This is a genomic window from Rhodococcus sp. OAS809, assembly GCF_040546695.1.
GTDB classification, from domain to species: Bacteria; Actinomycetota; Actinomycetes; order Mycobacteriales; family Mycobacteriaceae; genus Rhodococcus_F; species Rhodococcus_F qingshengii.
Map to the genome: position 1 here is coordinate 5,449,295 of NZ_JBEPOI010000002.1, position 21,350 is coordinate 5,470,644.

Below are 21,350 nucleotides of genomic sequence, written 5' to 3' on the forward strand. Positions count from 1 at the left end.
TGCATTCAGGGCCTTCTCGGACCCAGGCAGGTTCAGGAGGGCGGGAACTGGCCGTCGGCAACCACGGCGCTGCCGTTCCACGTGAAATTCACTATGTTCGGTCCGCCTTGGGGACAGCAGAATGCATCGTCGTCCAGCAGCCAACGGTATTGGACGGATACCGAATCCTTGTTGCTGTCGATGACGTGTGTGTACGAGTACGGCTCACTGGTAGCCGTGCCCAGGTATGTTCCGTCGTGGAAGAACAGGACGTGTGACTGGTAAGTCGCATCGCCGACGCCGTCGCCGTCCACCGAAACCCAGAGCAGGTCAGGACAATTCCCGATCTGTTCTTCGCTCGCGGATCTCGGTATCCAATTGCCCCCGTTGATGTCGGTGCCCAGCGTGCCGATGGCGTCGGTGACGAGCGAGGAGCCGACGTCGAGACAGGGACCCGAAGCGGGGATTGCTGTCGTAGTCGCCGTCGTGGATGCATTTGTGCGGGTGTTCGATTGTGGCGGGGGAGAGCTCGCTACCGTCGTCTCGGTTTCGTTTGCCGTCGATGTCGCCGACGCCGTTGAACTAGCTGCCGTGGAACTCGCCGCCGCTTCAGGTGTTCCTTCGGTCGACCCACAACCGGCGACCGTCAGGGCAGTGGCCGTCACCAGTGCAGCGGCTGCGACGGCGGCCGAAATCGGAGCTTTCCTGCGCATGCGTCCTCCAGAGTGTATGGGTTCACGTGTTCAAGTCCCTCCTTCGTTCTGTCGCCGGGCCGCGTGCGTGCGTTATCGAACAACCGGTAACGATCAGCTATCGGACTCGGTGTTCCGTGCTTCGGTGCTCTTGGCCCCGGCCGCGTCGTATCGCACGGATCCAGCAACGACGGTCATCGCAATCTCCGTGGTCAGGAGAGAATCGACCCCTTCGGTGAACGGATCTTGTTTCAGTACGACAAAATCGGCTGCTTTACCCCGAACCAGCTGGCCGGTCACATCTTCCCACCGGCACGAGTAGGCAGCGTCGCGAGTTGCGTGAGCCAGCGCGTCCGCGAGGGGGAGTGCGTACTTCGGCAGGTTGGGTGCCAGTGACGGATCGATTGCGGATCGACGGGTGGTGGCGATGAACATGTTCGGCAGCGGCGGGTGGGGAGCGGTCGGAGCGTCCGAACCCAAGGCCAGAACCGCTCCGGCCTCGGTGAATTCAGGCCAGGGGTACGCGCGATTCACCCGGTAGTCGCCGAGCATCGCCTGCCAGTTCTCCTGGATTGCAGGGTCAGCGTGAACCGGTTGTATCGAGGCGATGATTCCCAGGCGGGCAAGCCTTTCGACGTTGTCCCGGGTGATGGACTCCAAGTGTTCCATTCGGTGCCTGCGGGGAATGTCTCCGTTGGCGGCGATCGCGTACTCGAGTGCCGTCAAACCGATCTCCGACGCCTCGTCGCCGATCGCGTGCATCGCGATCTGCAGGCCTGCGGCGTCGGCGGCTGTCACGACGGGGATCAAGGATTCGAGATCCCAGATGGGCTCGGCGTTGGTGCCGTCCGAGTACGGTTCTTTCATTGCGGCAGTGCAGCTGTCGATCACACCGTCGATGATGATCTTGATTCCGGCGATACGGAGCCACGGACCTTGGACACGCTCGTGGAGTTCGATCACGTCGTGAACTTGTCGGACGTTGTCGGCCTCATTGTCCTCGCGGGTCATCAGCCAATGAGCCGCGACGCGCAGCGGCAGTGTTCCGTCTCCTGCGTCCAATGCTCTTTCCAGCGAGGCTAATTCGTCCGCGCCGAGAGCCATGTCGACCGCACCGGTCACGCCGTCCTCGAGATAGTGGCGGAAGGCGAGAGCGAGGGCGGCGTCCCGGTCTTCGTCGGATGCGAGCTCCGCCAGTTTCGGCCAGACGTAGAGCATCATGGCGGTCTCGTACAGCATTCCGGTGGCTTCTCCGGTGTCCGGATCCCGGCCGATACGACCGCCGATCGGATCGGGAGTGTCCGCGTCGATGCCGAGTTCTCGCAGTGCTGCAGTGTTCACCCAGACCGAATGTACGTCGTTGGCGTCGAGGTACACCGGGCGATCGGGTACGACGGCGTCGATCATCTCTCGCGTCGGGTGCCCTCCATCCAGCGCGGAGAACAACCAACTGCGACCCAGCAGTCGTGGTGCGTCCGGGTTCGATTCCGCGAATTGCTTGATGCTGGACTGAATGTCGGCGAGATCGGCGGCATCACGCAGATCCAACTTCTGCAGCGCGAATCCCATCATCACCAAATGCGTATGGGCGTCGACGAAACCGGGTAGCACGACGGCACCTTCGAGATCGATCACCTCGGCGTCTGGAGCCAGGATATCGGCATAGACGGTTTCGCCCACGAATCTGAGCTTGTGGCCTTCGACGACTATCGACTCGGCCCATCCGTCGTCGGCAGCCGTGAAGATCTTTCCGTTGCGGTAGTGAGTGATGCTGTCATTCATGACTTCTACGTGATCCTTACGCGATGACGGTAGTAGTGATGGCGGCGCTGTGGTGACGATACGCACCTTCGGTACGTGCGGAGAGTCGGGAAACCAAGGCGAACGGGACCAGTAGAACGAAGCTGATCCCCGAGATGATGACTCCGAAGGTCGGATACCCGAGGCCGGCCGTCACCGAAGTTCCGAACAGCGGCGCGAACGCGGAGCCGATGAGGTAGGTGCCCAGTAGTGGCGCCGACCATCGGCCGGCCGCGTCGAGCGCGGCCGAGATGGCAACCAGGACGATGAACGTGGCCGCGTAGATCGTGTTCCAAGCGATGACCACTACCAGGTAGATCGTGGGATCGGTGGTGAGGCCGGCAGACAGCTTCAGAATTGCCCCGAGTATCAGTAGCACGGAGATCGATACTGTCCGACTGACCCGAGAACCCAACGCGGTCAAGGTAACAGCCGCGAGCACACCACCCGCCGTTGATGCGCTCAGTGCGAGACTCATTTGTTGATCCGAGAGCCCGGCGTGCTCGGAACCCATGATGCCGAGTACTGCCCACAACGAGTCCTCGCTGATCGCCCAGACTGCAAGCATCGCGAGAAATGCGGTTCCGGCAAAAGTGAGTCGTTTCGCGCTGACCCCGGCGGGGAGAGCTGTGGTCGTATTGGCGGACTTCGCCGTCTCCGGCGACTCTTTCACCGGGGACGACGGCAACCAGGTGACCGTTGCTGCGGTAGCCAGTGCCAGGACTGCGACGATGCCGAATGCGTTGGTCATGTGTGTGCCGAGGATGGGTATGAGAGCGAGGACGGCTGTGACGACGACACGGTTCACGAGGCCGCTGATGCTTGACGCCCGGTCCGGGTTCGTGAGCGCGGCCAGTGCCGCTCCGCCAACGGATGCGGATCCACCAGCGCCGATACCGCCGACGATGATCGCGGCGCATGCGATCGTCGTGGACGGTGCGATGGCCGCAACGCCGAATGCGGCTGCCATCGCGATCAGGCTGACGCGGCCGAGGAGATGGCGATGCCGGCCCGAGGCGATTCGGGTGGTGGCGAGGCAGGTGACGGCGCAGACCAGCAGCGATGCGGTCAGAACGGCACCGGCAGCGGATTCGGTGACACCGAGGTCCTCGACCATTGCCACGATCATCAGGGGGATGAGGTTCGCGGTAATGAACCCCATGACGCCGATACTGAAGACGGCAATACCGCGGTTGGCGGTGAGTGGAACCCGGTCGGACTGCGTATTCGTCGAAGCGTTGATCGGCACTAGGGCAACCCCATGTCCTGAAGGGGGTGGCTGAACCGACCCCTGGTGTCGTGATGCGAGTCACTTAATGAATGTGATTCGTTAAGTATGGGGATGAGCTCCGCCACGGTCAAGAGATCTAACGAATTTGATTCGTTAATTGTATGTTTCCGGATACCTGCTTCCGGAAAGTGGCGTCGCCGGTCTGTTTCCTGTTGTGAGGCTTATGCTTCCGCAATGGCTGAGATTGCGGAACGCACCCGCTACTTCGAGCGCTACGTCACTTTCATCGACGCGATTGTCGCCATTGCGATCACGCTGCTCGTACTGCCGCTGGTCGAACTCACCAGTGACCACCACGGCACCACGTCGGAACTGCTGCGCGATCACGCTGCGCAGTTCTATTCGTTCGCCCTGAGCTTTCTGGTGATCTTCCGGCTCTGGTGGTCGCAGCATCGGCTGCTTCGTTTTGTGGTCGACGCGGACAAGGTGGTCGTTCGCGGACTGGGGTTGTGGGTGATGACCATCGCGTTCCTGCCCTTCCCGACAGCGCTCGTTGCGGCGCCGTCGCAGGATCTCGGAACCAGGGCTCTCTACATCGGGACAATGGCAGCCAGTGCTGCGTGCCTGGCGGTGGTCGCGTGGGGTCTGGTTCGCAACCCTTCGTTGAGCGAAGAGAATGCGAAGCCGCATTTCACCGCTGAAATCGTCACTTTCCTGATCATGGTGGTGGCGCTGCTCGTCAGTGTGCTCGTCCCGGTGACGTCGTACTTCCCGCTGTTTCTTCTCCTGTTGTCGACGCCGATCGAGAAGCTGTGGAACCGAGTGGCGGCGAAATGGAGTCGTGGTGAAGGTGAGATGAGCTAGTCGGCGCGAGCGGTCATCGCGGATTTCTTGGCTTTGTTTCCGCAGATGTTCATCGAGCACCAGCGTCGGTTGTTGCCGCGACTGGTGTCGACGTAGAGGCCGGTGCACCCGTCGCCCTGGCAGGCTTTGACGCGGTCGTGGTCGGGTCCACCGAGCACCGCGATCGCGTCGGCAGCCACTATCGACAAAGCGTCGCGGATCGGATTGTCTCCGGCTGATTTCCAGAGGGCCCGGCCACTCTCGAGGACGAGGTGGGCATCACCGAGTTCGGATGCGGTGTTGACGATCCCGACATCGGCGCGTGAGACGCGGCGGTCCTCGCATACGGCGGTTCCGATGCGATGAATGGCCTCACGTAAATTCTGCGCGCCGAGGAGGTCGTCTTCTGTCGCGGTTGCGGGGGCGTCCATCAGATCGTTGGCGCGTAACCATAATTCGAGTCGCTGCGGGCTCGTGAGTCGTTCGAACCTCGAGCCGTTCCGATTGGTGAGGGTGGCGGTGAAGCGGAAGGCGAGCGTGTCGTTGTCGAGTCGAAACACGTCCCGAGCGGATTGATCAGCTCCTGCTTCGTTCACTTTCGTCCTCCTTCGTGGCGAACCATCTCAAACCGGTTCGACAGCAACTGTACCCGTATGAGAGTCTTGAACCGTCTTAGATGGTTCAGCACTTTCGAGAGGGAAATCCATGACTTCTGTTTCCGTGGTCGGCTTGGGCGCGATGGGCCGTCCCATCGCTCGAAATCTACTGGGCGCAGGCTTCGACGTGACGGTGTGGAATCGCAGCCCTGAAGCGGTAGCCGAACTGGTCGAGGAAGGGGCGATCGGCGCGAAAACCGTTGCCGAGGCATTCCAGTCCGGTGTTGTGCTGTCGATGTTGGCAGATGATTCGGCCGTGTCTTCGGCCATTCTGGATCCCGCCGTCCTCGCATCCGTTCCGAGTGGAACCGTGCACGTCAACATGGCCACCGTCAGCGTCGACCTTGCCAAGCGCGCCGCCGCACTGCACGCCGAGTACGGCATCGGGTACATCGCGGCGCCGGTGTTCGGACGCGTTTCTGTTGCTCAGGCTGGCCAGTTGAACATCATCGCCGCCGGCGACAGTTCCCTCCTCGAGCGAGTGCAACCCTTCCTCGACGTCATCGGTGCTCGCACGTGGCCACAAGGTGAGCGTCCGGAGCAGGCCAACATCGTCAAGATCATCGGCAATTACCTCATCCTCGCCGCGATTCAATCCTTGGGCGAGGCAATCACATTGGGGGAGAGGTCAGGTGTGGACGGAAGCCAACTCGTAGAACTGCTGACCTCGACGATCTTCCCGGGGCCGGTCTACTCCAGCTACGGAAACCTCGTCGCGACGCGTCAGTACGAGCCTGCAGGATTCACCACAGCTCTGGGCCTCAAGGATTTGAGGCTTGCGCTCGACGCCGCCGACAGCGTCGATCTGGATTTGCCGTTCGGTGGCGTACTTCGAGGCGTGCTCGCTCAGGCTCTGGCGAACGGTCAGGGCGAGATGGACTGGGCGTCTATTGCAGAACTGGTCCGTTCCGGCCAGTCGGGTGAAGGCAGTCCCGAAACACCGACGAGGTGAGCTCGAACTCGGACGGGACGGCGACTTCGGCACTGACGGAGACCGATTCCGTCCGGACACTACCGCTGGCCGGGTTGTCGGCACTCGCAATGGCAGGCTTCATAGCGATCACAACCGAAACCATGCCGGCCGGACTACTGGTGCAGATCGGGTCAGGGTTGTCCGTATCAGTCTCCGGCGCAGGGCAATTGGTTACCGCATACGCATTGGGTTCCGTCGTCGGGGCGGTACCACTGATCGCATTGACCCGAGGGTTGCGACGGCGTGCTGTCCTGGTGTCGGCGATTCTGGGGTTCGGTGTCTTCAATCTGGTGACAGCGCTTTCGTCGAATCTTGTTCTCACCTTGGGTGTTCGGTTTCTGGCCGGTATGGCGGCAGGTGTGGTGTGGGGGTTGCTTGCCGGGTACGCACGCAGGATGTCGCCCCCTCACCTGCAGGGGCGGGCCGTTGCGGTTGCCTCCGTCGGACAGCCGATCGCGTTGGCAATCGGCGTTCCGATGGGGGCGTGGCTCGGGACCCTGGCCGATTGGCGCGTCGTCTTCGCCGTGATGTCGGTTGCTGCGCTACTTCTGGTCGCGTGGATACTCACGGTGATGCCGGACTTTCCCGGGCAACAAGCGGATCGGCAGCTGCCGGTGCGGAAAGTCCTGGTCCTGCCTGGCGTACGACCGATTCTGTTTGTCGCGTTCTTGTGGATCCTCGCGCACAACATCGTGTACACGTATCTGGCGGCGTTTCTGGATCGCATCGGTTTCGGCGATCGGTTGGGAATCGTCTTGTTCGTGTTCGGACTTTTCGCCTTCGTGGGCATCGGTGTGGTCGGGGTGTTTGTCGACCGGGCCCTTCGAAGTCTCACCGTGCTGAGCTTGGTGGTCTTTGCCGCAGCTTTGACGGCGTTGGGCGTCGGCGGTGACAGCTTCGCAGTGATCGCACTCAGCGTTGCGGCATGGGGCGTGGCATTTGGAGGCGCTCCCACTCTCCTTCAGACTGCGCTCGCGGATACGACGGGCGACGCTGTGGACACTGCGCAATCGGTTTTCGTGACGATCTTCAATGCGGCGATCGCAGCGGGCGGCGTCGTGGGCGGGCTGATCTTGGCGGACAGGGGTGCGGGAGCGTTGCCGTTGGTTTCGCTGGTGCTGATCGTCGTCGGTGTTCTTGTGGCCAGTATCCGACAATTCGGACATAGCTTGTGATTCACTTCACGCATGCGAAAGTCATTGCTGGTGGTTGCGCTCGTTGCTACGTGGTTTGTCGCCGGAGCGATGCCCGCGGGGGCTGCGGATGCGAATTGGTCCGGTGATTACTCGCTCAAGCGTTTCGCCGCGACCAAGACGGGCACAAGTCTGGCCGCCAGCCAGTGGGAGCCGGATTTCTCCGATACATACACGTTCGAGACGGACTGCTCGAGCGGAGTCTGTATCGCCACAGTGGTCGGCGGTCCGGCTCCCGCCAATCCGACGTTGCCGCAGCCTGCGCGATACACCTGGGACGGAACCAGTTGGGTGCACCCCTATGACTGGGAGTGGGATTGCTACCAGGGGGAAGGCGTGCCCAAGGTGTGGGCACCGGCGCACTCCGAGGCGTATTACACACCTCAGCCCGATGGCAGTCTGAAAGGTTCGTGGCGTACCGACATCGCGAGTGGTCCCTGCGGGGGATCGGTGATCATGCACGTCGAGGCGTACCCGGTCGGTCGATCTACCGGATCCTTCGGTAGTTGAGAACGATCTGTGGCCCGAAGGTGTTGAAACAAATCTGAGCCCGCGGGAATTGATCGAGCCCCATGCACGTTAATTGAGTCAGTAACGCTCAACTTTCTGCAAGGAGGCTTCGGAATGCCAGCATTCTTCGGGCCCGAGGGTCCCGGTCGCATCGATATTTCACGGCTCATGAGCAGGGCCACCCAGCAACTCATGGCTGACGCTGCACGTGTAGCGGCTGCTCGCGGTGATTCGGATCTCGATGCACTGCACGTTCTCCGCGTCATGGCGGAGCAGGATCCGGTCCGCACGCTCATGCAGCGCGCCGGAGCCGACCCGAAATCCGTGGTCGACGCCGTCGACCTGCGGCTGCCACAAGGCCGTGAGCAGGGGGCCTACTCTGCTCCTGCGCTCAGCAGTGCCGTGAAAACCGCTCTACTCGAGGCTCATCAACTGGCCCGAGCCCTGGGATCGACGTACATCGACCCCGAACATCTCTTCATCGCCCTGGCCGGTGACCCCGATCATGTTCCGGGTCGTCTGCTCGCTTCGGCCGGCATCACGCCGGAGAAGCTGCAGGCAGCGGTTCAGAATCCCGCAGCCGGTCCAGTCGAAGACGAGTCCACCACACCGACGCTCGACAAGTACGGCATCGATCTCACCGATCGCGCCCGCAACGGCGGCGTCGATCCGGTGATCGGCCGCGCCGACGAGATCGAACAGACCATCGAGATCCTCTCCCGCCGCACCAAGAACAACCCGGTCCTGGTGGGTGAGGCCGGCGTCGGCAAGACTGCCATCGTCGAAGGTCTCGCCCAACGCATCGTCGACGGGGATGTCCCGGAATCGTTGGTGGGCAAGAAGATCGTCCAGCTCGAACTCTCGAGCATGGTCTCGGGTACCCGTTACCGCGGAGACTTCGAGGAACGGCTGACCAAGGTGATCGACGAGATCACCGCACACAAGGACGAGCTGATCGTCTTCATCGACGAGATGCACACCATCGCCGGTGCCGGAGGCGGCGCAGACGGTGCGATGGATGCCGGAAACATCCTCAAGCCCAAGCTCGCTCGCGGTGAACTGCACATCGTCGGCGCCACCACGCTCGACGAATACCGCAAGAACATCGAGAAGGATCCCGCGCTCGAGCGGCGCTTCCAGCCCGTACAGGTCGGAGAGCCGTCGATCGAGGACGCAATCGCAATCTTGAGCGGACTGCGCAGTCGGTACGAGGATCACCACAAGGTGCACTACACCGACGAGGCGATCACCGCTGCGGTGGAGCTGTCGGCACGTTACATCGGCGACAGGTTCTTGCCGGACAAGGCAATCGACCTGATCGACCAGGCCGGCGCCAGGCTTCGCTTGAAGACGGCCACGGTAGACACCGCTGCGCTGCAGCAGCGTCTCGAGCAGCTCGAGAGCGACAAGGAAAAAGCCGTCGCCGACGAGTTGTACGAGAAGGCGTCGACCCTGCGTGACGAGATCAACGGCGTCGCAAAGCGTCTCGAGAAGGCAGGATCCTCGGTTCCTTCCGAGGAAACGCCGGACGTGACCGCTGAACAAATCGCCGAAGTTGTCGCTCGCGCAACGGGTATTCCGGCAAGCCAGATGACTCAGGCAGAGAAAGATCGCCTGCGCCGTCTGGAAGAGGAACTGCACGGTCGTGTCATCGGGCAAGATGACGCCGTTCGCGCAATCGCGCGTGCCGTGCGTCGTAGCCGTACCGGTATGAGCGATCCGGATCGTCCCGTCGGTAGCTTCCTGTTCCTCGGACCCACTGGCGTCGGCAAGACGGAGCTCGCAAAAGCTCTGGCTGCCATACTCTTCGGAGACGAGAACAAGATGCTGCGCTTCGACATGAGTGAGTTCGGTGAGAGGCACACGGTCAGCCGACTGGTCGGTGCTCCTCCCGGATACGTCGGCTACGGCGAGGCCGGACAGCTCACGGAACAGGTGCGTCGTAACCCGTACTCGGTGATCCTGCTCGACGAGATCGAGAAGGCACACCCGGACGTGTTCAACACCTTGCTCCAGGTGCTCGACGACGGGCGTCTGACCGACGGTCAGGGTCGGACGGTGGACTTCAAGAACACCGTCGTGATCATGACCAGCAACCTCGGCTCGGACATCATCTCGAGCAAGTCCGGTGGACTCGGCTTCACCACGGGTGACGCAGAGTCGGCGGAGAAGCCACTGCGCGACCGCGTGATGGCCAGGTTGCGCGAATCGATGCGGCCGGAGTTCCTCAACCGTATCGACGAGATCGTGATCTTCCGCAAGCTCGACACCGAGCAACTGCACCGGATTACTGATCTGCTGCTCGACGACAGCCGGAAGCGGCTGCAGTCCAAGGGCATCGAGATCGAGTTCACTGCCGACGCGGTGGACTGGATCGCCGAGCACGGGCATCAACCCGAGTTCGGGGCTCGCCCGTTGCGTCGTTCGATTCAGCGTGTGGTCGACGACAAGATCGCCGACATGCTGCTCGACGATCTCCTCGAAGAGGGCGGCAGTATCACCGTCGCGGTTGACGAGGGTGAGTTGGTGTTCAGCTAGGGGCACAGCCCCCTGTGAGCGGTTAGGGAGTCCCAGGACTCCCTAACCGCTCACAGGCGCGTAGCGCCCAAAATCTCCGCCGCCAGGGCATCGTTGTGCCGGAAGAACCCTGCATTGGTACGGGGACGAGGGAAAGCCGCCGACCAGTTGTGGCCTGCAACCCACGGCCCTGCGGCGAAGCGGCGGGGATGAGCACTGTTGTCCTGAAGAAGAATTCGTGACGTGCCGTCGACGGCGAGCTTCGCCGAACTGTCGGCGGTGGCACGTAGTTCGACTGCCTCGCCCCGACGGTGAAGCGTCCGCAGGAGCAAGTCACCGCTCGCGCTGATGGACGCAACCGGCAAGCGTGCTTCGACGAGGGTGTTCGCGGCCACGATGTCGGTGTGCGACGCACTGCGAGCGACAAAGATCCCAGCCCCCGTTGCCGGGTCGATCTCGGTGGAGAACGCTGAATCCGGCCCGAGGAACTGGACGATGCCCGCCTCGTTGAGGGCGATCAACTGTTCCAGTCGCTCGGGCGGCGGACCACTGGCGATGAAGCTGAAGAACGAATGAAGCCAACCCTCGACGTCCTTGGCGACGGATTCGGCCGGGATTCTGCCGCGCCGCAACAATTCTCCGACGGTCATGTACGTCGACAGCAGCGCTGAGAAGACAGCCGCGTCGGCGCTGAAATACGGGTCCGACCTCCGCGCGACATCCGCCGAGATGTATTCGGTGATCCGGGACTGGACCTCGGCAAGCCCGTCGTAGCGCTCACCGCCGAGTGGGCGGTTCAGCCGCTCGAGATCGATACGGTCTTCCGGCTTCGGGACTGCGTTCTCGACCAGTTCCTGCAATCGAGGCGATCCCCAAGCCAGCGAGGCGAATTCGGCGTCGAACTCCTCCCAGGTGCCCACTGTCCGATCCGGGTGAGATGCAAACAGCTCGTAATAGTGGGCGCCTGCCAGTTCTTTCGACGCCAAGGGCCAGATGTCGTTTCGGAAATCCAACGGTCCGTCGCCGGGAACGAGATCAGCGGTGAAGAACCGCGGTAGCGGTGGCCGCGCGTCAGCGATCGAGTACGAAATCTTGGAATGATACGGCACTCCGCGACGAGATCCGGCATACAACAGGGGTTCCCGACCCGAGGGAGCGTAAGTGAGGACGCCGTCTTCACCGCGTTCGAAGATGCCGCCACGGCTCTCGGCGAGGAGAACCATCCAGTCGATGAAAGCCAGCCCGAGTCCGGCGATCAGAACCGGTTCGCCTTCGGGAATGACATCGGCGTCGAGATCGGCAGTGTAGCCCGGACCCACATACGTCAACCCGTGATCGGACGCGAAGCTGGTCAGCGCGGTTTCACGTGGGGCAGGCAACGCATCGGGGTGCCCTTGTGCGAGAAGGACGGTCGTCGCGTCGATGACAGCTCCGTCGTCCAGATGAACCGTCTGTGTCTCGCCGACGTTCACGATGTCGACCACGGATCGTCGATGAACTCGAACGTCGACGTGCGCTGGCGCGGAGTCGACTGCAGTCTCGAACACCCAGTTCAGGTATCGGCTCTGCAGTGACCTCGATGCAAACGACGACGGGGTGATCGTCGGAACTTCTGCTGCGATTTCTGGGAATTCGGCAAGCTCAGCCGAGCGCTCGGCGACCCATTCCGCGAGGGTCGGACCCGGCAGCACCGGGCCGATCACGGCGGTGGTCTCGTCGGTGAACATCGTGACGTCCGCGGTTGTCGAATTCATCCACAGAAGCGGCGCCTGGCTGCCTCGCCAAATACGGCCGGCGCCTGGCGGATACGGGTCGACAACGTGAATGTCGATCGGTGTGGGATCGGCGTTCACCGATTCGTGAGCGAGGATCCGCTCGAGTACGCCGGTCCCGCGGGGTCCACCGCCCACGATCACGATGACAGCTGCTGTCCCCACTGAGGTACGGGGTCGATCGCCTGGCACGAGTCCTCCATCGGACCTGGCAGAAAGCACCCGCACCTCAGCAGAGGGGGTTGCTGGAACGTCACGGAGCCAGGACTCTCGATCGCTCTGGATGGTTAGTCCAGCTTATCTTCGGAGAATCGTGAGGCAAGGAATTCCGGACATCAGATCAGCGTGAATCAAACAGTTGTCAATCACTATCTTTCGGTCTGCGTTGCAGGCAGGATCCGAGCGTGAACATCCCCGAAGCCGATTCGTGATCCGCCGACGCCGGGAGCGGTGGCTGAGATGGCGATGGTGTCGCCGTCTTCGAGAAAGGTACGGGTCTCGGAGCCCACAGCTACGGGTTCCTTGCCGCCCCACGTCAGCTCGATGAAGGCGCCGCGCTGATCTTTGTCTGGTCCGGAAATGGTTCCGGACGCGAAGAGATCGCCGGTGCTCGCTGCTGCGCCGTTGATGGTGGTGTGCGCGAGCATCTGCGCAGGCGACCAGTACATCTGGGCGTAGGGCGGCCGGGAGACGACGTGACCGTTCCATTCGACGGCCAGGTCGATGTCCAACCCCCACTTCTCTTCACCACGCAGATAGGAAAGCGGTTCGGGATCCTGCACCGGAGTGTCGATTCGGGCTGCTTCGAGAGCGAGCAAGGGTACGACCCACGGTGAGATGGAGGTCGCGAAACTCTTCCCCAGGTTCGGACCGAGGGGCACGTACTCCCACGCCTGGATGTCTCGGGCAGACCAGTCGTTCACGACGACGGCGCCGAAGACGTGCTCGGCAAATTCGTCCGGGGTGATGGAATCGCCCATCTTCGAGGGAGTTCCGACGATGAATCCCATCTCGGCTTCGATGTCGAGGCGCCGGGACGGTCCGAAGTCCGGGCTTTCCTGATCGGGTGCCTTCCGCTGTCCGCAGGGACGAACGATGTCGGTGCCGGAGACGACGACGGTGCTCGAGCGCCCGTGGTATCCGACGGGAAGATGCTTCCAGTTCGGCATCAAGGGGGCTGCGTCCGGGCGGAACAACCGCCCGAGGTTGGTTGCGTGATTCTCCGAGGCGTAGAAGTCGACGTAATCGGCCACTGCGATCGGCAAATGCATTGTCACCGAATCAACGGAAAACACTGCATTCGAGTCTATTTCGCTAGTCACGAGCTCCGTGATCCGGTTTCGCACCGATACCCACTGATCTCGTCCCTGAGCCATGAACGCGTTCAGAGTCGGTTCGGAGAAGACGGAATCACCTAGTGTCGCTGCGAGATCGACCACCGATTCGGCGACGCGCACACCGACACGCGGTAACCCTCCCGCGGGGGAGAAGACCCCATACGGCAGATTGTCGAGACCGAACAGTGAGTCGGCGGGAATGTCGATGGTCGTGACAGTCATACGAGAGTTCCTTCGGTTTTGTCGGAGCGGACGATCAACCCGAGGCCTTCCAGCTCGGTCAGAGGGTCCGAGATGCTGCAGGTACCGAACGAGAGGAATCGGCGACGCACCTCGCCGGCCTCGTCCTCGGTGAGGTCGGCCAGGGCTTGCGCGATCGATTTTCCATCGCGCTGAGACAGTGCAGCAACAATTTCCGAACGATCGGCGCCCCGCCTCGCCGCGTCGACGGCCACCATGATGTTGAGGAAGCCGTGTTGCTCGAAGCCTGTTTCCGGATCGGTGTTGCGCACGCCGTGGTGCAGTCCCGCAGTCGCCTTGAACGGGATATTGGCTCGGACAACGGATATCACCGCATCGGCGAGCTCTTCCTCGTTCGGGTACGCCTCGGCGACAATCCCGCCGGTGCGAAACTTTGCGGAATGCCCGGCAGTTTCGAGAGCTGCCAGATAGCCCGCGCGCCGATCACCTCGAGGCACCTCGACAAAAATGTCGACGTCGGGATGAGCGGCATGGACACGAGAGAGTTCCTCGAAGGCCGCATCGGCGTCCAACCCGTCAGGAATTCCCACCTCGACGGCGGCGACGTGAACACCAGGGATGGCTCGCGCGTTCGAGAGTGCGGCCACCGCATCGGATGGGCCGGCCGGCACGGTCAGACTCAGCGTCACCGGGCTGTCCGCTGAAACGTACGCAGCCAGTTCGCTCAGTCGCGGCGCGGGAAAAACGAAAGGCCCGACCAGTGCGTCGTAATCCGCCTGCAGGTAGGCGGCGTGGGCCGGAATTGCCTCGGCGAGAGGAGCATTGCCGGGTGGGAAGAGTGCTGCGTCGTCGCACAGGCCACGCAGGAGTGGGGAGATGATCGTCATTGCCGAGGCCCCCGCCCTGCCCAACTCCAGGCGTACGCTTCGTCCTCGCAGGCAAGGGCTCCCTCACCCAATTCGAGGGGCCGGAACGTATCGACCATGACGGCCAGCTCGTCGAAGAACTCGGCGCCGATGCTCCGCTCGTAGGCGCCGGGTTGTGGTCCGTGGGCGTGGCCGCCGGGATGAATAGATATCGAACCCTGTCCGATGCCGGAACCCTTGCGCGCCTCGTAGTCACCGCCGCAGTAGAACATGATCTCGTCCGAGTCGACGTTCGAGTGGTAGTACGGCACCGGGATCGACAGGGGGTGGTAGTCGACCTTGCGCGGAACGAAGTTGCAGATCACGAAGTTGTTCCCCTCGAACGCCTGGTGCGCCGGCGGCGGTTGGTGAACACGGCCCGTGATCGGCTCGTAGTCGGAGATGTTGAAGGTGTACGGGTACAGGCAGCCGTCCCAGCCGACGACATCGAAAGGGTGCGTGGGATAAACCATTCGGGTGCCGACGATGCCCGCCGACGTTCGGTGCTTGACCAGTACCTCGACGTCGGTTCCTTCGGCGATCATGGGCGCGATCGGTCCGTGCAGGTCTCGTTCACAGAACGGTGCGTTCTCGAGCAGCTGGCCGAAGCGGGAAAGATAGCGCTTGGGCGGGACGATGTGACTGTTCGCCTCGATGGCGTAGGCACGAAGTGGCTTGTCACCCTTGGGGATCCATCGATGCGTTGTGGACATCGGGATCAGTACGTAGTCACCTTCACTGGCCTCGAGTGCACCGAAGACGGTCTCGACGGTCGCCTCGCCAGATTCGATGTAGACCATCTCGTCGCCGATTGCGTTGCGATACAGGGGAGATGGCGCTGCCGCAACGACGTAGGACAATCGCACGTCGGCATTTCCGAGGATGAGACGACGGCCGGTTACCACGTCGGTCTCGTTCCAGGTGCTTTCGGGAAACAGCGTGTGGAGTTTCAGATGGCGAGGTTTGAGGGGATGGTTGGGGGTTGTGCTCTGATCGCGCAGTTCCCAGACCGTTGCGTCGACGATGGCCGACGGGATCTCGCGGTGGTACAGCAACGAAGAATCCGAGGAGAAACCTTCCTCTCCCATCAGTTCTTCGTAGTAGAGGTTGCCGGACTCGTCACGGTGTTGGGTGTGACGCTTCGGTGGGATGTTGCCGAGTTGTCGATAGAACGCCATGACGGGGCTCCTTCTGTGCTGTTCTGCCTGGCTCACCTCCACCAGATAGTAAACACATTAACTAAAATGATGTGATGAGCGCAACCCTCCAAGGGGGTTGGGGTCTATGTCAGTTACGTCCGCGTACGTCGAACTGGCTGCGGTTGGTGATCAGTTTGTCCAGGAGCATGACAAGAATTCGCTGTTCGGCCTCGCTCAGGACGCTTACCCAGGCGTGTTCGCGTTCGTTCTGCTCGCGAAAGGCTTCGACCATGGCTTCTCGGCCCTTGTCGGTCAGGTACAGCTGGACGGAACGGCCGTCGTTCTCGGTGGGCCGACGATCGATCAATCCGTCTGCCAGCAGCGACTTGGACAGATTGGAGACCGCTGCCCTACTCATGCCGGTGAGCTCGGCGGCAGCCTTCGGCTCGATCGGACCGGCCAGCCAGGTGACGAACAACAGCCTGAAGGAGGACCATGACCAGCCGCGAGGGCGGTGGATCGACGACTCGAGATCGTAGGTGACCACGTTGGAAGCCCGATTGAGTGTCAGTAGTACCTCGGTGGCCAGCTGGTCGCGAAAGCCGTGTTCGGTGGCCAGTCGCTTGTTGGCCAGTTCGATGAACGACCAGAAGTTCAGCACGCCGACGGTTGGCTGGTCATCGGTTGTCCGGTCAGTCATGGACTAACCCTAGCGCGATCTGCAGTTGATTAATCCGTGTATTAGATCTCGGGGTTACGATGAAACTTCGCAACCCGGCACTGCGGTCAGGATTCTGAACTATCGTGACGCGCGTGACTGCGCGCAGCGACGAGTTTCCCTTGGACGTCGACCTCATGTCGGTGGGGCAACTCGAGCGGAGAGGACGACTGACCACGGCGGTGGTCGAGATGCTGGCCGAGATGCCGTCGGATCGAATCCAGATGAAAGACGTCTCGGAGCGTTCATGCGTCGCACTCGGAACGCTGTATCGCTACTTTCCGACCAAACAGCAACTTCTGGCTGCGGCGATGACGGCGTGGAGCGGTCTCGAATCGGTCCGTCGTCCTGAGAAGTTGCGGGCAGACGGTGGCGAGAACAACGCGTACGAGCGGGTTCTGGCACTTCATCGCCGCGAGATGAAGGCATTCGAGCGTAGGCCCTACTTCGCTCGGTTGGAGATCGAACTCCATTCGTCCTCGGATCAGTTCGTGATCGAGTCGTTGGATCTGCGCGCAGCGGCACATCGGAGAATGCTGTTCGAGTTGATGGACGGCGTCCCGGCCGAGACGGCGAGGGTTGCGGCCGTGGCAATAGGCGGGACGATGTTGACGGCCCTTGCGCTGTGGACCAGTGGCCGGATCGGATTCGCAGAGGCCCAGCGGAACGTCGAAGACGTCATCGGACTGGTAATTCGCTGAACGGTTGCAACCTAGAATTCAGTTCTTGTTTCTGCTGTCATGAACGCGAATTATCGCTTCGGCTTTGTGAAAACGAAGACGCAGGACGAGACCTTACCTAGAATTCACTTACAAATATGTCGGGGTGTCCGATCCAGGGATCGACGTATCCGTGAACTGTGAAAGTGAGTCGCAATGAAGCGCTCGTACCGAGTCCGCGCTCGAATCTGGATGGTTGTCCTGGCGTCGGCGACGCTGGTGGTGACGGGGTGCGCCGGTAGCAGCCAAGGTACGACCACGGATGCATCGGACGTGACGGTCGGAGTTGTCGGTGACCAGAACAACGGGGGAGAGCCGCGATCGGGTGGCACCGTGTCGTTTGCCACCTACAACGGGATCAGCAGTCTCGATCCGGCTGACCGTCAGGACGGCGGCGCTACCGGTGGTAGCGAAATGGCAGCCATCTACGACCTTCTCATGCGCTTCGATACGTCGGCGGGCGAGTATGTTCCCTACTTGGCTCAGTCGTTGTCGGCCAACGGCGACAACACGGTGTGGACACTGAAATTGCGCGACGGCGTCACATTCAGCGACGGCACTCCGATGGACAGTGCGGCAGTCCTGTGGAGCATCGATCACTATCTGCAGAAGAAGGGAACTCACGCGCTGGTGTGGAAGACCGCTGTGCGCGAGACGAATTCACCGGATCCGAGTACGGTCGTCTTTACATTGGCGCAGCCGTGGGACGAGTTCCCGATCATGTTCACCACCGGTCCCGGCATGATCGTCGCGCCCTCGTCGATGGCTACCGGCACGTTCACCCCGATCGGGGCAGGCCCGTTCACCGTCGAGAAGTTTGCCTCCCAGGACGAATTGGTGCTCGCTGCCCGTCCGACGTACTGGGACGGGGCGCCGTACCTCGAGAAGTTGCGCTTTCCGGCAATCGTCAACGAGAAGAGCAAACTGGAAGGATTGCACACCGACGGAATCCAGGTTGCCTATCTGAAGTCTCCCGACTTCATTCACGAGGCTTTCGAAGCCGGTGATCCCGGATTTGTGTACTCGGCCAGCATGGCCGGAGTTCTGGCAATCAATCAGCGCGACGATCGGGCAGCGAAGGACGAGCGCGTGCGTAAGGCGATTGTCGCTGCGGTGGACCCGAATACGTTCAACGAGCGAGTTCAGGGCGGCTTCGGCGAACCCGGCACCGACATGTTCGCGTCGTGGTCGCAGTGGCACGGATCGGTGGCCGGGAACGGCTTCGACCCCGAGGCGGCCAAGAAGTATCTCGCCGAGGCGAAGGCGGACGGTTACGACGGAAAACTGACGTACGTCGGGATGAACGATCCGGCGACGCAGCGCAGCGCACTGACGTTTCAGTCGCTCTTGCAGGCAGTGGGTTTCACGGTCGACATCACCTACGCAACCAGCATCAACGATCTGATTTCCATGCTGTACGCAAAGCATGACTACGACGTGTCCTACTTCGCGTTCAACGTGCTGGAAGAGTCACCGTTCGTGCGTATGTACGGCAACCTGTTCAGCGAATCGCCGTCGAACATTCTCGGTTACAAGAACGCTCGGATGGACGAGTTGCTCGGCAAGCTGCAAACGGCGTCGGGCGAGGATGAGCGGCGAGCCGTCATCGACGATATTCAGACCGTGGTCAACGAGACGGCGCCGATGGCCGTGGTCAACTCCGGCAAGGTCTTCATCCCGTGGCGCGAGAACGTGCACGGAGTGACCCCGAGTGCGGACGGGATTCTGCTCTTCGGCAATACGTGGTTGAGCTGACCCCCGTGCGCCTTTTTGGTAGTGCCCACTACCAAAAAGGCGCACAGGGGCTTTGCCCCTATAGCTCCGCTCGTACCAACTTCGCGGCTTCGACGAGGTTACGCAGTGACGCCTCGACCTCGACGGAACCGCGGGTCTTCAAACCGCAGTCCGGGTTGACCCACAACCGCTCGACAGGAACAGCTTTGAGTGCCTCACGCAGGGATTCGGCAATCTCGTCGACGCTCGGCACCCGCGGCGAGTGGATGTCGTAGACACCCGGGCCGACGCCGAGGTCGAACCCGACCGAACTGAGATCGTCGAGGACCTCCATGTGTGAGCGCGCCGCCTCGATGGACGTGACGTCCGCGTCGAGGCCGGCGATGGCGCCGATCACCGCTCCGAACTCGGAGTAGCACAGGTGCGTGTGGATCGCGGTGGAATCCGCGACGCCCGAGGTAGCCAACCGGAAGGCGCCGACCGACCAGTCCAGGTAGGCACGCTGATCCTCGGCGCGCAGTGGGAGTAGTTCTCGTAGAGCCGGTTCGTCAACCTGGATGATTCCGATTCCGGCGGCCTGCAGGTCGACGGTCTCGTCTCGAATGGCCAGTGCGACTTGATTTGCCGAGTCGACGAGGGGTTGGTCGTCGCGGACGAACGACCAGGCCAGAATGGTGACGGGTCCGGTGAGCATGCCCTTGACCGGCTTGTCGGTCAGGGACTGCGCGTACGTGATCCAGTCGACGGTCATCTGTTTCGGGCGGGAGACGTCGCCGTACAGAATCGGCGGACGCACGCAGCGGGTGCCGTACGACTGGACCCAACCGTTGGCGGTGGCGAAGAATCCGTCCAACTGCTCCGCGAAGTACTGGACCATGTCGTTGCGTTCCGGCTCACCGTGAACAAGAACGTCCAGGTCCAGCTTTTCCTGGAGCGCAACAACTTCGGAAATTTCGGCGCGCATACGGTTGACGTACTCGGCTTCGTCGATCTCGCCCTTGCGCAGTGCTGCGCGAGCGATGCGGATCTTCGAGGTTTGCGGGTACGAACCGATTGTCGTCGTGGGCAGCGGCGGCAGAGAAAGCAGTTCGTCCTGGGCAGCGCGACGTTCGGCGGCGGGCGCGCGACCGGTCGCCGAGTTCAGCACGGCGGCCAGGCGTCCCCGAACACTCGCATCATTGAGTCTGCGATCGTCCTTGCGGGTCGACGCGGCCGCTCGTGCCAGAGCGAACTCGTCTTCCACCGACTCCCGGCCCTGTGTGAGAGCGGTTGCGAGAGTTACTACTTCCTTGACCTTCTCGGTGCCGAACGCGAGCCACGAGCGCAGGGCCTTGTCGACATCGGCTTCTGCGTCGAGAGTGTACGGAACGTGCAGCAGGGAGCACGATGTGGAGACGGCAAGATTATCCACGCTGCCCAACAGAGCACCCAACGTGCTCAGTGCCGAATCCAGATCCGACCGCCAGATGTTTCGTCCGTCGACCACGCCGGCGACGACCAGTTTGCGGGCGAGTTCGGGGACGGAGCCGATCGAATCCTGACCGGCCACCAGGTCGACGGCAAATCCTTCGACGCCGGTGGACGCAAGCGCGGGCAGCGCCTCACGCAGCGAACCGAAGTACGACGCCAACAGGATCGACGGCCGCTCGGACAGCGCTGAAAGCTGTTCGTACGCAGCGCGTGCCGCTTCGATTTCCTCGTCGGTGCGATCGCCCACGAGGGCCGGTTCGTCGAGCTGAACCCAGCTCGCACCGGCCTTCGCGAGCCGACCGAGTAGATCCGCGTAGAGGGGGAGTAGTTCTTCGAGTCGCGAGAGCAGCGGCTCGTCGGTGCCGACAGCCTTCGAGAGCAGCAGGAAGGTGACCGGTCCGATGACGACCGGGCGGGCTGCAATGCCGTCGGAAAGTGCTTCTGCCAGTTCGGACAAGACCTTGGACGGGTCGAGTGCGAACGTGGTGGACGGCGAGATCTCCGGCACCAGGTAGTGGTAGTTGGTGTCGAACCACTTCGTCATTTCGAGCGGCGCGATGGTGTCCGTCCCACGGGCAGCGGCAAAGTAGCGGTCCAACGGATCGGCGACCGACGCGACGCGGTCGGGCAGCGCGCCGAGAAGAACTGCGGTGTCGAGCATCTGGTCGTAGAAGGAGAAGGTATTGACCGGGACGGAGTCGAGGCCCAGGTCACGGAGGTCGGCCAAGCCCTGCCGACGGAGGTCACGGGCGACAGCCTGCAGGGCGTCGGCGTCGATGCGCCCTGCCCAGTAGCTTTCGGTTGCCCGCTTGAGTTCTCGATGAGGACCGATGCGCGGTGAGCCCAGCACGGTCGAAGTGAATGTTGTTGTCACGGAGTTTCTCCAGATTGCCAATGCACTGATGGCCACTGCCGGCAGACGGGTACACCTCACGAGACCCCGAGTTTCAGCGGGCAGCAC

General features: G+C 62.0%; 17 protein-coding genes. 7 read left to right on the forward strand and 10 right to left on the reverse strand.

Features of this window, described 5'->3' with window-relative positions; genetic code table 11:
* Positions 1 to 32 precede the first annotated feature (32 nt).
* The 3 genes from ABIE52_RS28570 to ABIE52_RS28580 all read right to left on the reverse strand — a co-directional run bounded on the left by ABIE52_RS28570 (position 33) and on the right by ABIE52_RS28580 (position 3,720).
* Entirely contained in the window at positions 33 to 692 is a 660-nt protein-coding gene (locus ABIE52_RS28570; protein ID WP_003940243.1) for an LppP/LprE family lipoprotein, read from the reverse strand.
* Positions 693 to 785: 93 nt separating this feature from the next.
* Positions 786 to 2,453, reverse strand: a complete 1,668-nt coding sequence (locus ABIE52_RS28575; RefSeq protein ID WP_158170088.1) for an amidohydrolase — start codon at positions 2,451 to 2,453, stop codon at positions 786 to 788.
* 16 nt (positions 2,454 to 2,469) lie between these two features.
* Positions 2,470 to 3,720 carry an MFS transporter gene (locus tag ABIE52_RS28580; RefSeq protein WP_007733614.1) on the reverse strand — a complete coding sequence of 417 codons (1,251 nt, stop codon included), beginning with the start codon at positions 3,718 to 3,720 and terminating at the stop codon, positions 2,470 to 2,472.
* A gap of 216 nt (positions 3,721 to 3,936) precedes the next feature.
* On the opposite strand from ABIE52_RS28580, the gene ABIE52_RS28585 reads away from it, so the two are divergent.
* Complete coding sequence (locus tag ABIE52_RS28585) at positions 3,937 to 4,566, forward strand: TMEM175 family protein (protein WP_192712250.1); 630 nt, start codon at positions 3,937 to 3,939, stop codon at positions 4,564 to 4,566.
* Here ABIE52_RS28585 and ABIE52_RS28590 read toward each other — a convergent pair.
* Positions 4,563 to 5,141 (reverse strand): CGNR zinc finger domain-containing protein, encoded by a 579-nt coding sequence (locus tag ABIE52_RS28590; RefSeq protein ID WP_192712251.1) that lies wholly within the window; start codon positions 5,139 to 5,141, stop codon positions 4,563 to 4,565. The two genes, ABIE52_RS28585 and ABIE52_RS28590, sit on opposite strands and share 4 nt — an antisense overlap.
* A gap of 109 nt (positions 5,142 to 5,250) precedes the next feature.
* On the opposite strand from ABIE52_RS28590, the gene ABIE52_RS28595 reads away from it, so the two are divergent.
* From ABIE52_RS28595 to ABIE52_RS28610, 4 genes are all read left to right on the forward strand, one after another.
* Positions 5,251 to 6,153 (forward strand): NAD(P)-dependent oxidoreductase, encoded by a 903-nt coding sequence (locus ABIE52_RS28595; protein WP_003939725.1) that lies wholly within the window; start codon positions 5,251 to 5,253, stop codon positions 6,151 to 6,153.
* Complete coding sequence (locus tag ABIE52_RS28600) at positions 6,150 to 7,349, forward strand: MFS transporter (protein WP_192712252.1); 1,200 nt, start codon at positions 6,150 to 6,152, stop codon at positions 7,347 to 7,349. The genes ABIE52_RS28595 and ABIE52_RS28600 overlap by 4 nt, the downstream gene beginning before the upstream one ends.
* 12 nt (positions 7,350 to 7,361) lie before the next feature.
* Positions 7,362 to 7,877: an Rv2253 family sensor-like surface protein gene (locus tag ABIE52_RS28605; protein ID WP_054188910.1), complete on the forward strand. Its 516-nt coding sequence runs from the start codon at positions 7,362 to 7,364 to the stop codon at positions 7,875 to 7,877.
* 114 nt (positions 7,878 to 7,991) lie between these two features.
* Positions 7,992 to 10,415 carry an ATP-dependent Clp protease ATP-binding subunit gene (locus tag ABIE52_RS28610; RefSeq protein WP_192712253.1) on the forward strand — a complete coding sequence of 808 codons (2,424 nt, stop codon included), beginning with the start codon at positions 7,992 to 7,994 and terminating at the stop codon, positions 10,413 to 10,415.
* Between the two features lie 50 nt (positions 10,416 to 10,465).
* Here ABIE52_RS28610 and ABIE52_RS28615 read toward each other — a convergent pair whose 3' ends face one another.
* From ABIE52_RS28615 to ABIE52_RS28635, 5 genes are all read right to left on the reverse strand, one after another.
* Positions 10,466 to 12,358 carry an FAD/NAD(P)-binding protein gene (locus ABIE52_RS28615; RefSeq protein WP_354541562.1) on the reverse strand — a complete coding sequence of 631 codons (1,893 nt, stop codon included), beginning with the start codon at positions 12,356 to 12,358 and terminating at the stop codon, positions 10,466 to 10,468.
* Positions 12,359 to 12,534: 176 nt separating this feature from the next.
* Positions 12,535 to 13,725, reverse strand: coding sequence for a fumarylacetoacetase (gene fahA / locus ABIE52_RS28620; protein ID WP_054188907.1), 1,191 nt, complete (start codon positions 13,723 to 13,725; stop codon positions 12,535 to 12,537).
* Positions 13,722 to 14,591 carry a hypothetical protein gene (locus ABIE52_RS28625; RefSeq protein ID WP_192712254.1) on the reverse strand — a complete coding sequence of 290 codons (870 nt, stop codon included), beginning with the start codon at positions 14,589 to 14,591 and terminating at the stop codon, positions 13,722 to 13,724. The genes fahA and ABIE52_RS28625 overlap by 4 nt, the downstream gene beginning before the upstream one ends.
* Positions 14,588 to 15,787: a homogentisate 1,2-dioxygenase gene (locus ABIE52_RS28630; protein WP_030535304.1), complete on the reverse strand. Its 1,200-nt coding sequence runs from the start codon at positions 15,785 to 15,787 to the stop codon at positions 14,588 to 14,590. Before ABIE52_RS28630 ends, ABIE52_RS28625 begins: the two co-directional genes overlap by 4 nt.
* A 109-nt stretch (positions 15,788 to 15,896) precedes the next feature.
* Positions 15,897 to 16,448 (reverse strand): MarR family winged helix-turn-helix transcriptional regulator, encoded by a 552-nt coding sequence (locus ABIE52_RS28635; RefSeq protein WP_003939926.1) that lies wholly within the window; start codon positions 16,446 to 16,448, stop codon positions 15,897 to 15,899.
* Positions 16,449 to 16,552: 104 nt separating this feature from the next.
* On the opposite strand from ABIE52_RS28635, the gene ABIE52_RS28640 reads away from it, so the two are divergent.
* Positions 16,553 to 17,167 (forward strand): TetR/AcrR family transcriptional regulator, encoded by a 615-nt coding sequence (locus ABIE52_RS28640; protein WP_192712255.1) that lies wholly within the window; start codon positions 16,553 to 16,555, stop codon positions 17,165 to 17,167.
* Positions 17,168 to 17,341: 174 nt separating this feature from the next.
* Positions 17,342 to 18,940 (forward strand): ABC transporter substrate-binding protein, encoded by a 1,599-nt coding sequence (locus ABIE52_RS28645; RefSeq protein WP_192712256.1) that lies wholly within the window; start codon positions 17,342 to 17,344, stop codon positions 18,938 to 18,940.
* Between the two features lie 58 nt (positions 18,941 to 18,998).
* Here ABIE52_RS28645 and metE read toward each other — a convergent pair whose 3' ends face one another.
* A complete protein-coding gene (metE, locus tag ABIE52_RS28650; protein ID WP_039973353.1) occupies positions 18,999 to 21,263 on the reverse strand; it encodes a 5-methyltetrahydropteroyltriglutamate--homocysteine S-methyltransferase in 2,265 nt (754 codons plus the stop codon).
* Between the last annotated feature and the right edge of the window lie 87 nt (positions 21,264 to 21,350).

Coding starts and splice junctions, on each gene's coding strand:
- ABIE52_RS28570 (WP_003940243.1), bottom strand. CDS start 692: ATGCGCAGGAAAGCTCCGATTTCGGCCGCCGTCGCAGCCGCTGCACTG.
- ABIE52_RS28575 (WP_158170088.1), bottom strand. CDS start 2,453: ATGAATGACAGCATCACTCACTACCGCAACGGAAAGATCTTCACGGCT.
- ABIE52_RS28585 (WP_192712250.1), top strand. CDS start 3,937: ATGGCTGAGATTGCGGAACGCACCCGCTACTTCGAGCGCTACGTCACT.
- ABIE52_RS28595 (WP_003939725.1), top strand. CDS start 5,251: ATGACTTCTGTTTCCGTGGTCGGCTTGGGCGCGATGGGCCGTCCCATC.
- ABIE52_RS28605 (WP_054188910.1), top strand. CDS start 7,362: ATGCGAAAGTCATTGCTGGTGGTTGCGCTCGTTGCTACGTGGTTTGTC.
- ABIE52_RS28610 (WP_192712253.1), top strand. CDS start 7,992: ATGCCAGCATTCTTCGGGCCCGAGGGTCCCGGTCGCATCGATATTTCA.
- fahA (WP_054188907.1), bottom strand. CDS start 13,725: ATGACTGTCACGACCATCGACATTCCCGCCGACTCACTGTTCGGTCTC.
- ABIE52_RS28625 (WP_192712254.1), bottom strand. CDS start 14,591: ATGACGATCATCTCCCCACTCCTGCGTGGCCTGTGCGACGACGCAGCA.
- ABIE52_RS28630 (WP_030535304.1), bottom strand. CDS start 15,787: ATGGCGTTCTATCGACAACTCGGCAACATCCCACCGAAGCGTCACACC.
- ABIE52_RS28635 (WP_003939926.1), bottom strand. CDS start 16,448: ATGACTGACCGGACAACCGATGACCAGCCAACCGTCGGCGTGCTGAAC.
- ABIE52_RS28645 (WP_192712256.1), top strand. CDS start 17,342: ATGAAGCGCTCGTACCGAGTCCGCGCTCGAATCTGGATGGTTGTCCTG.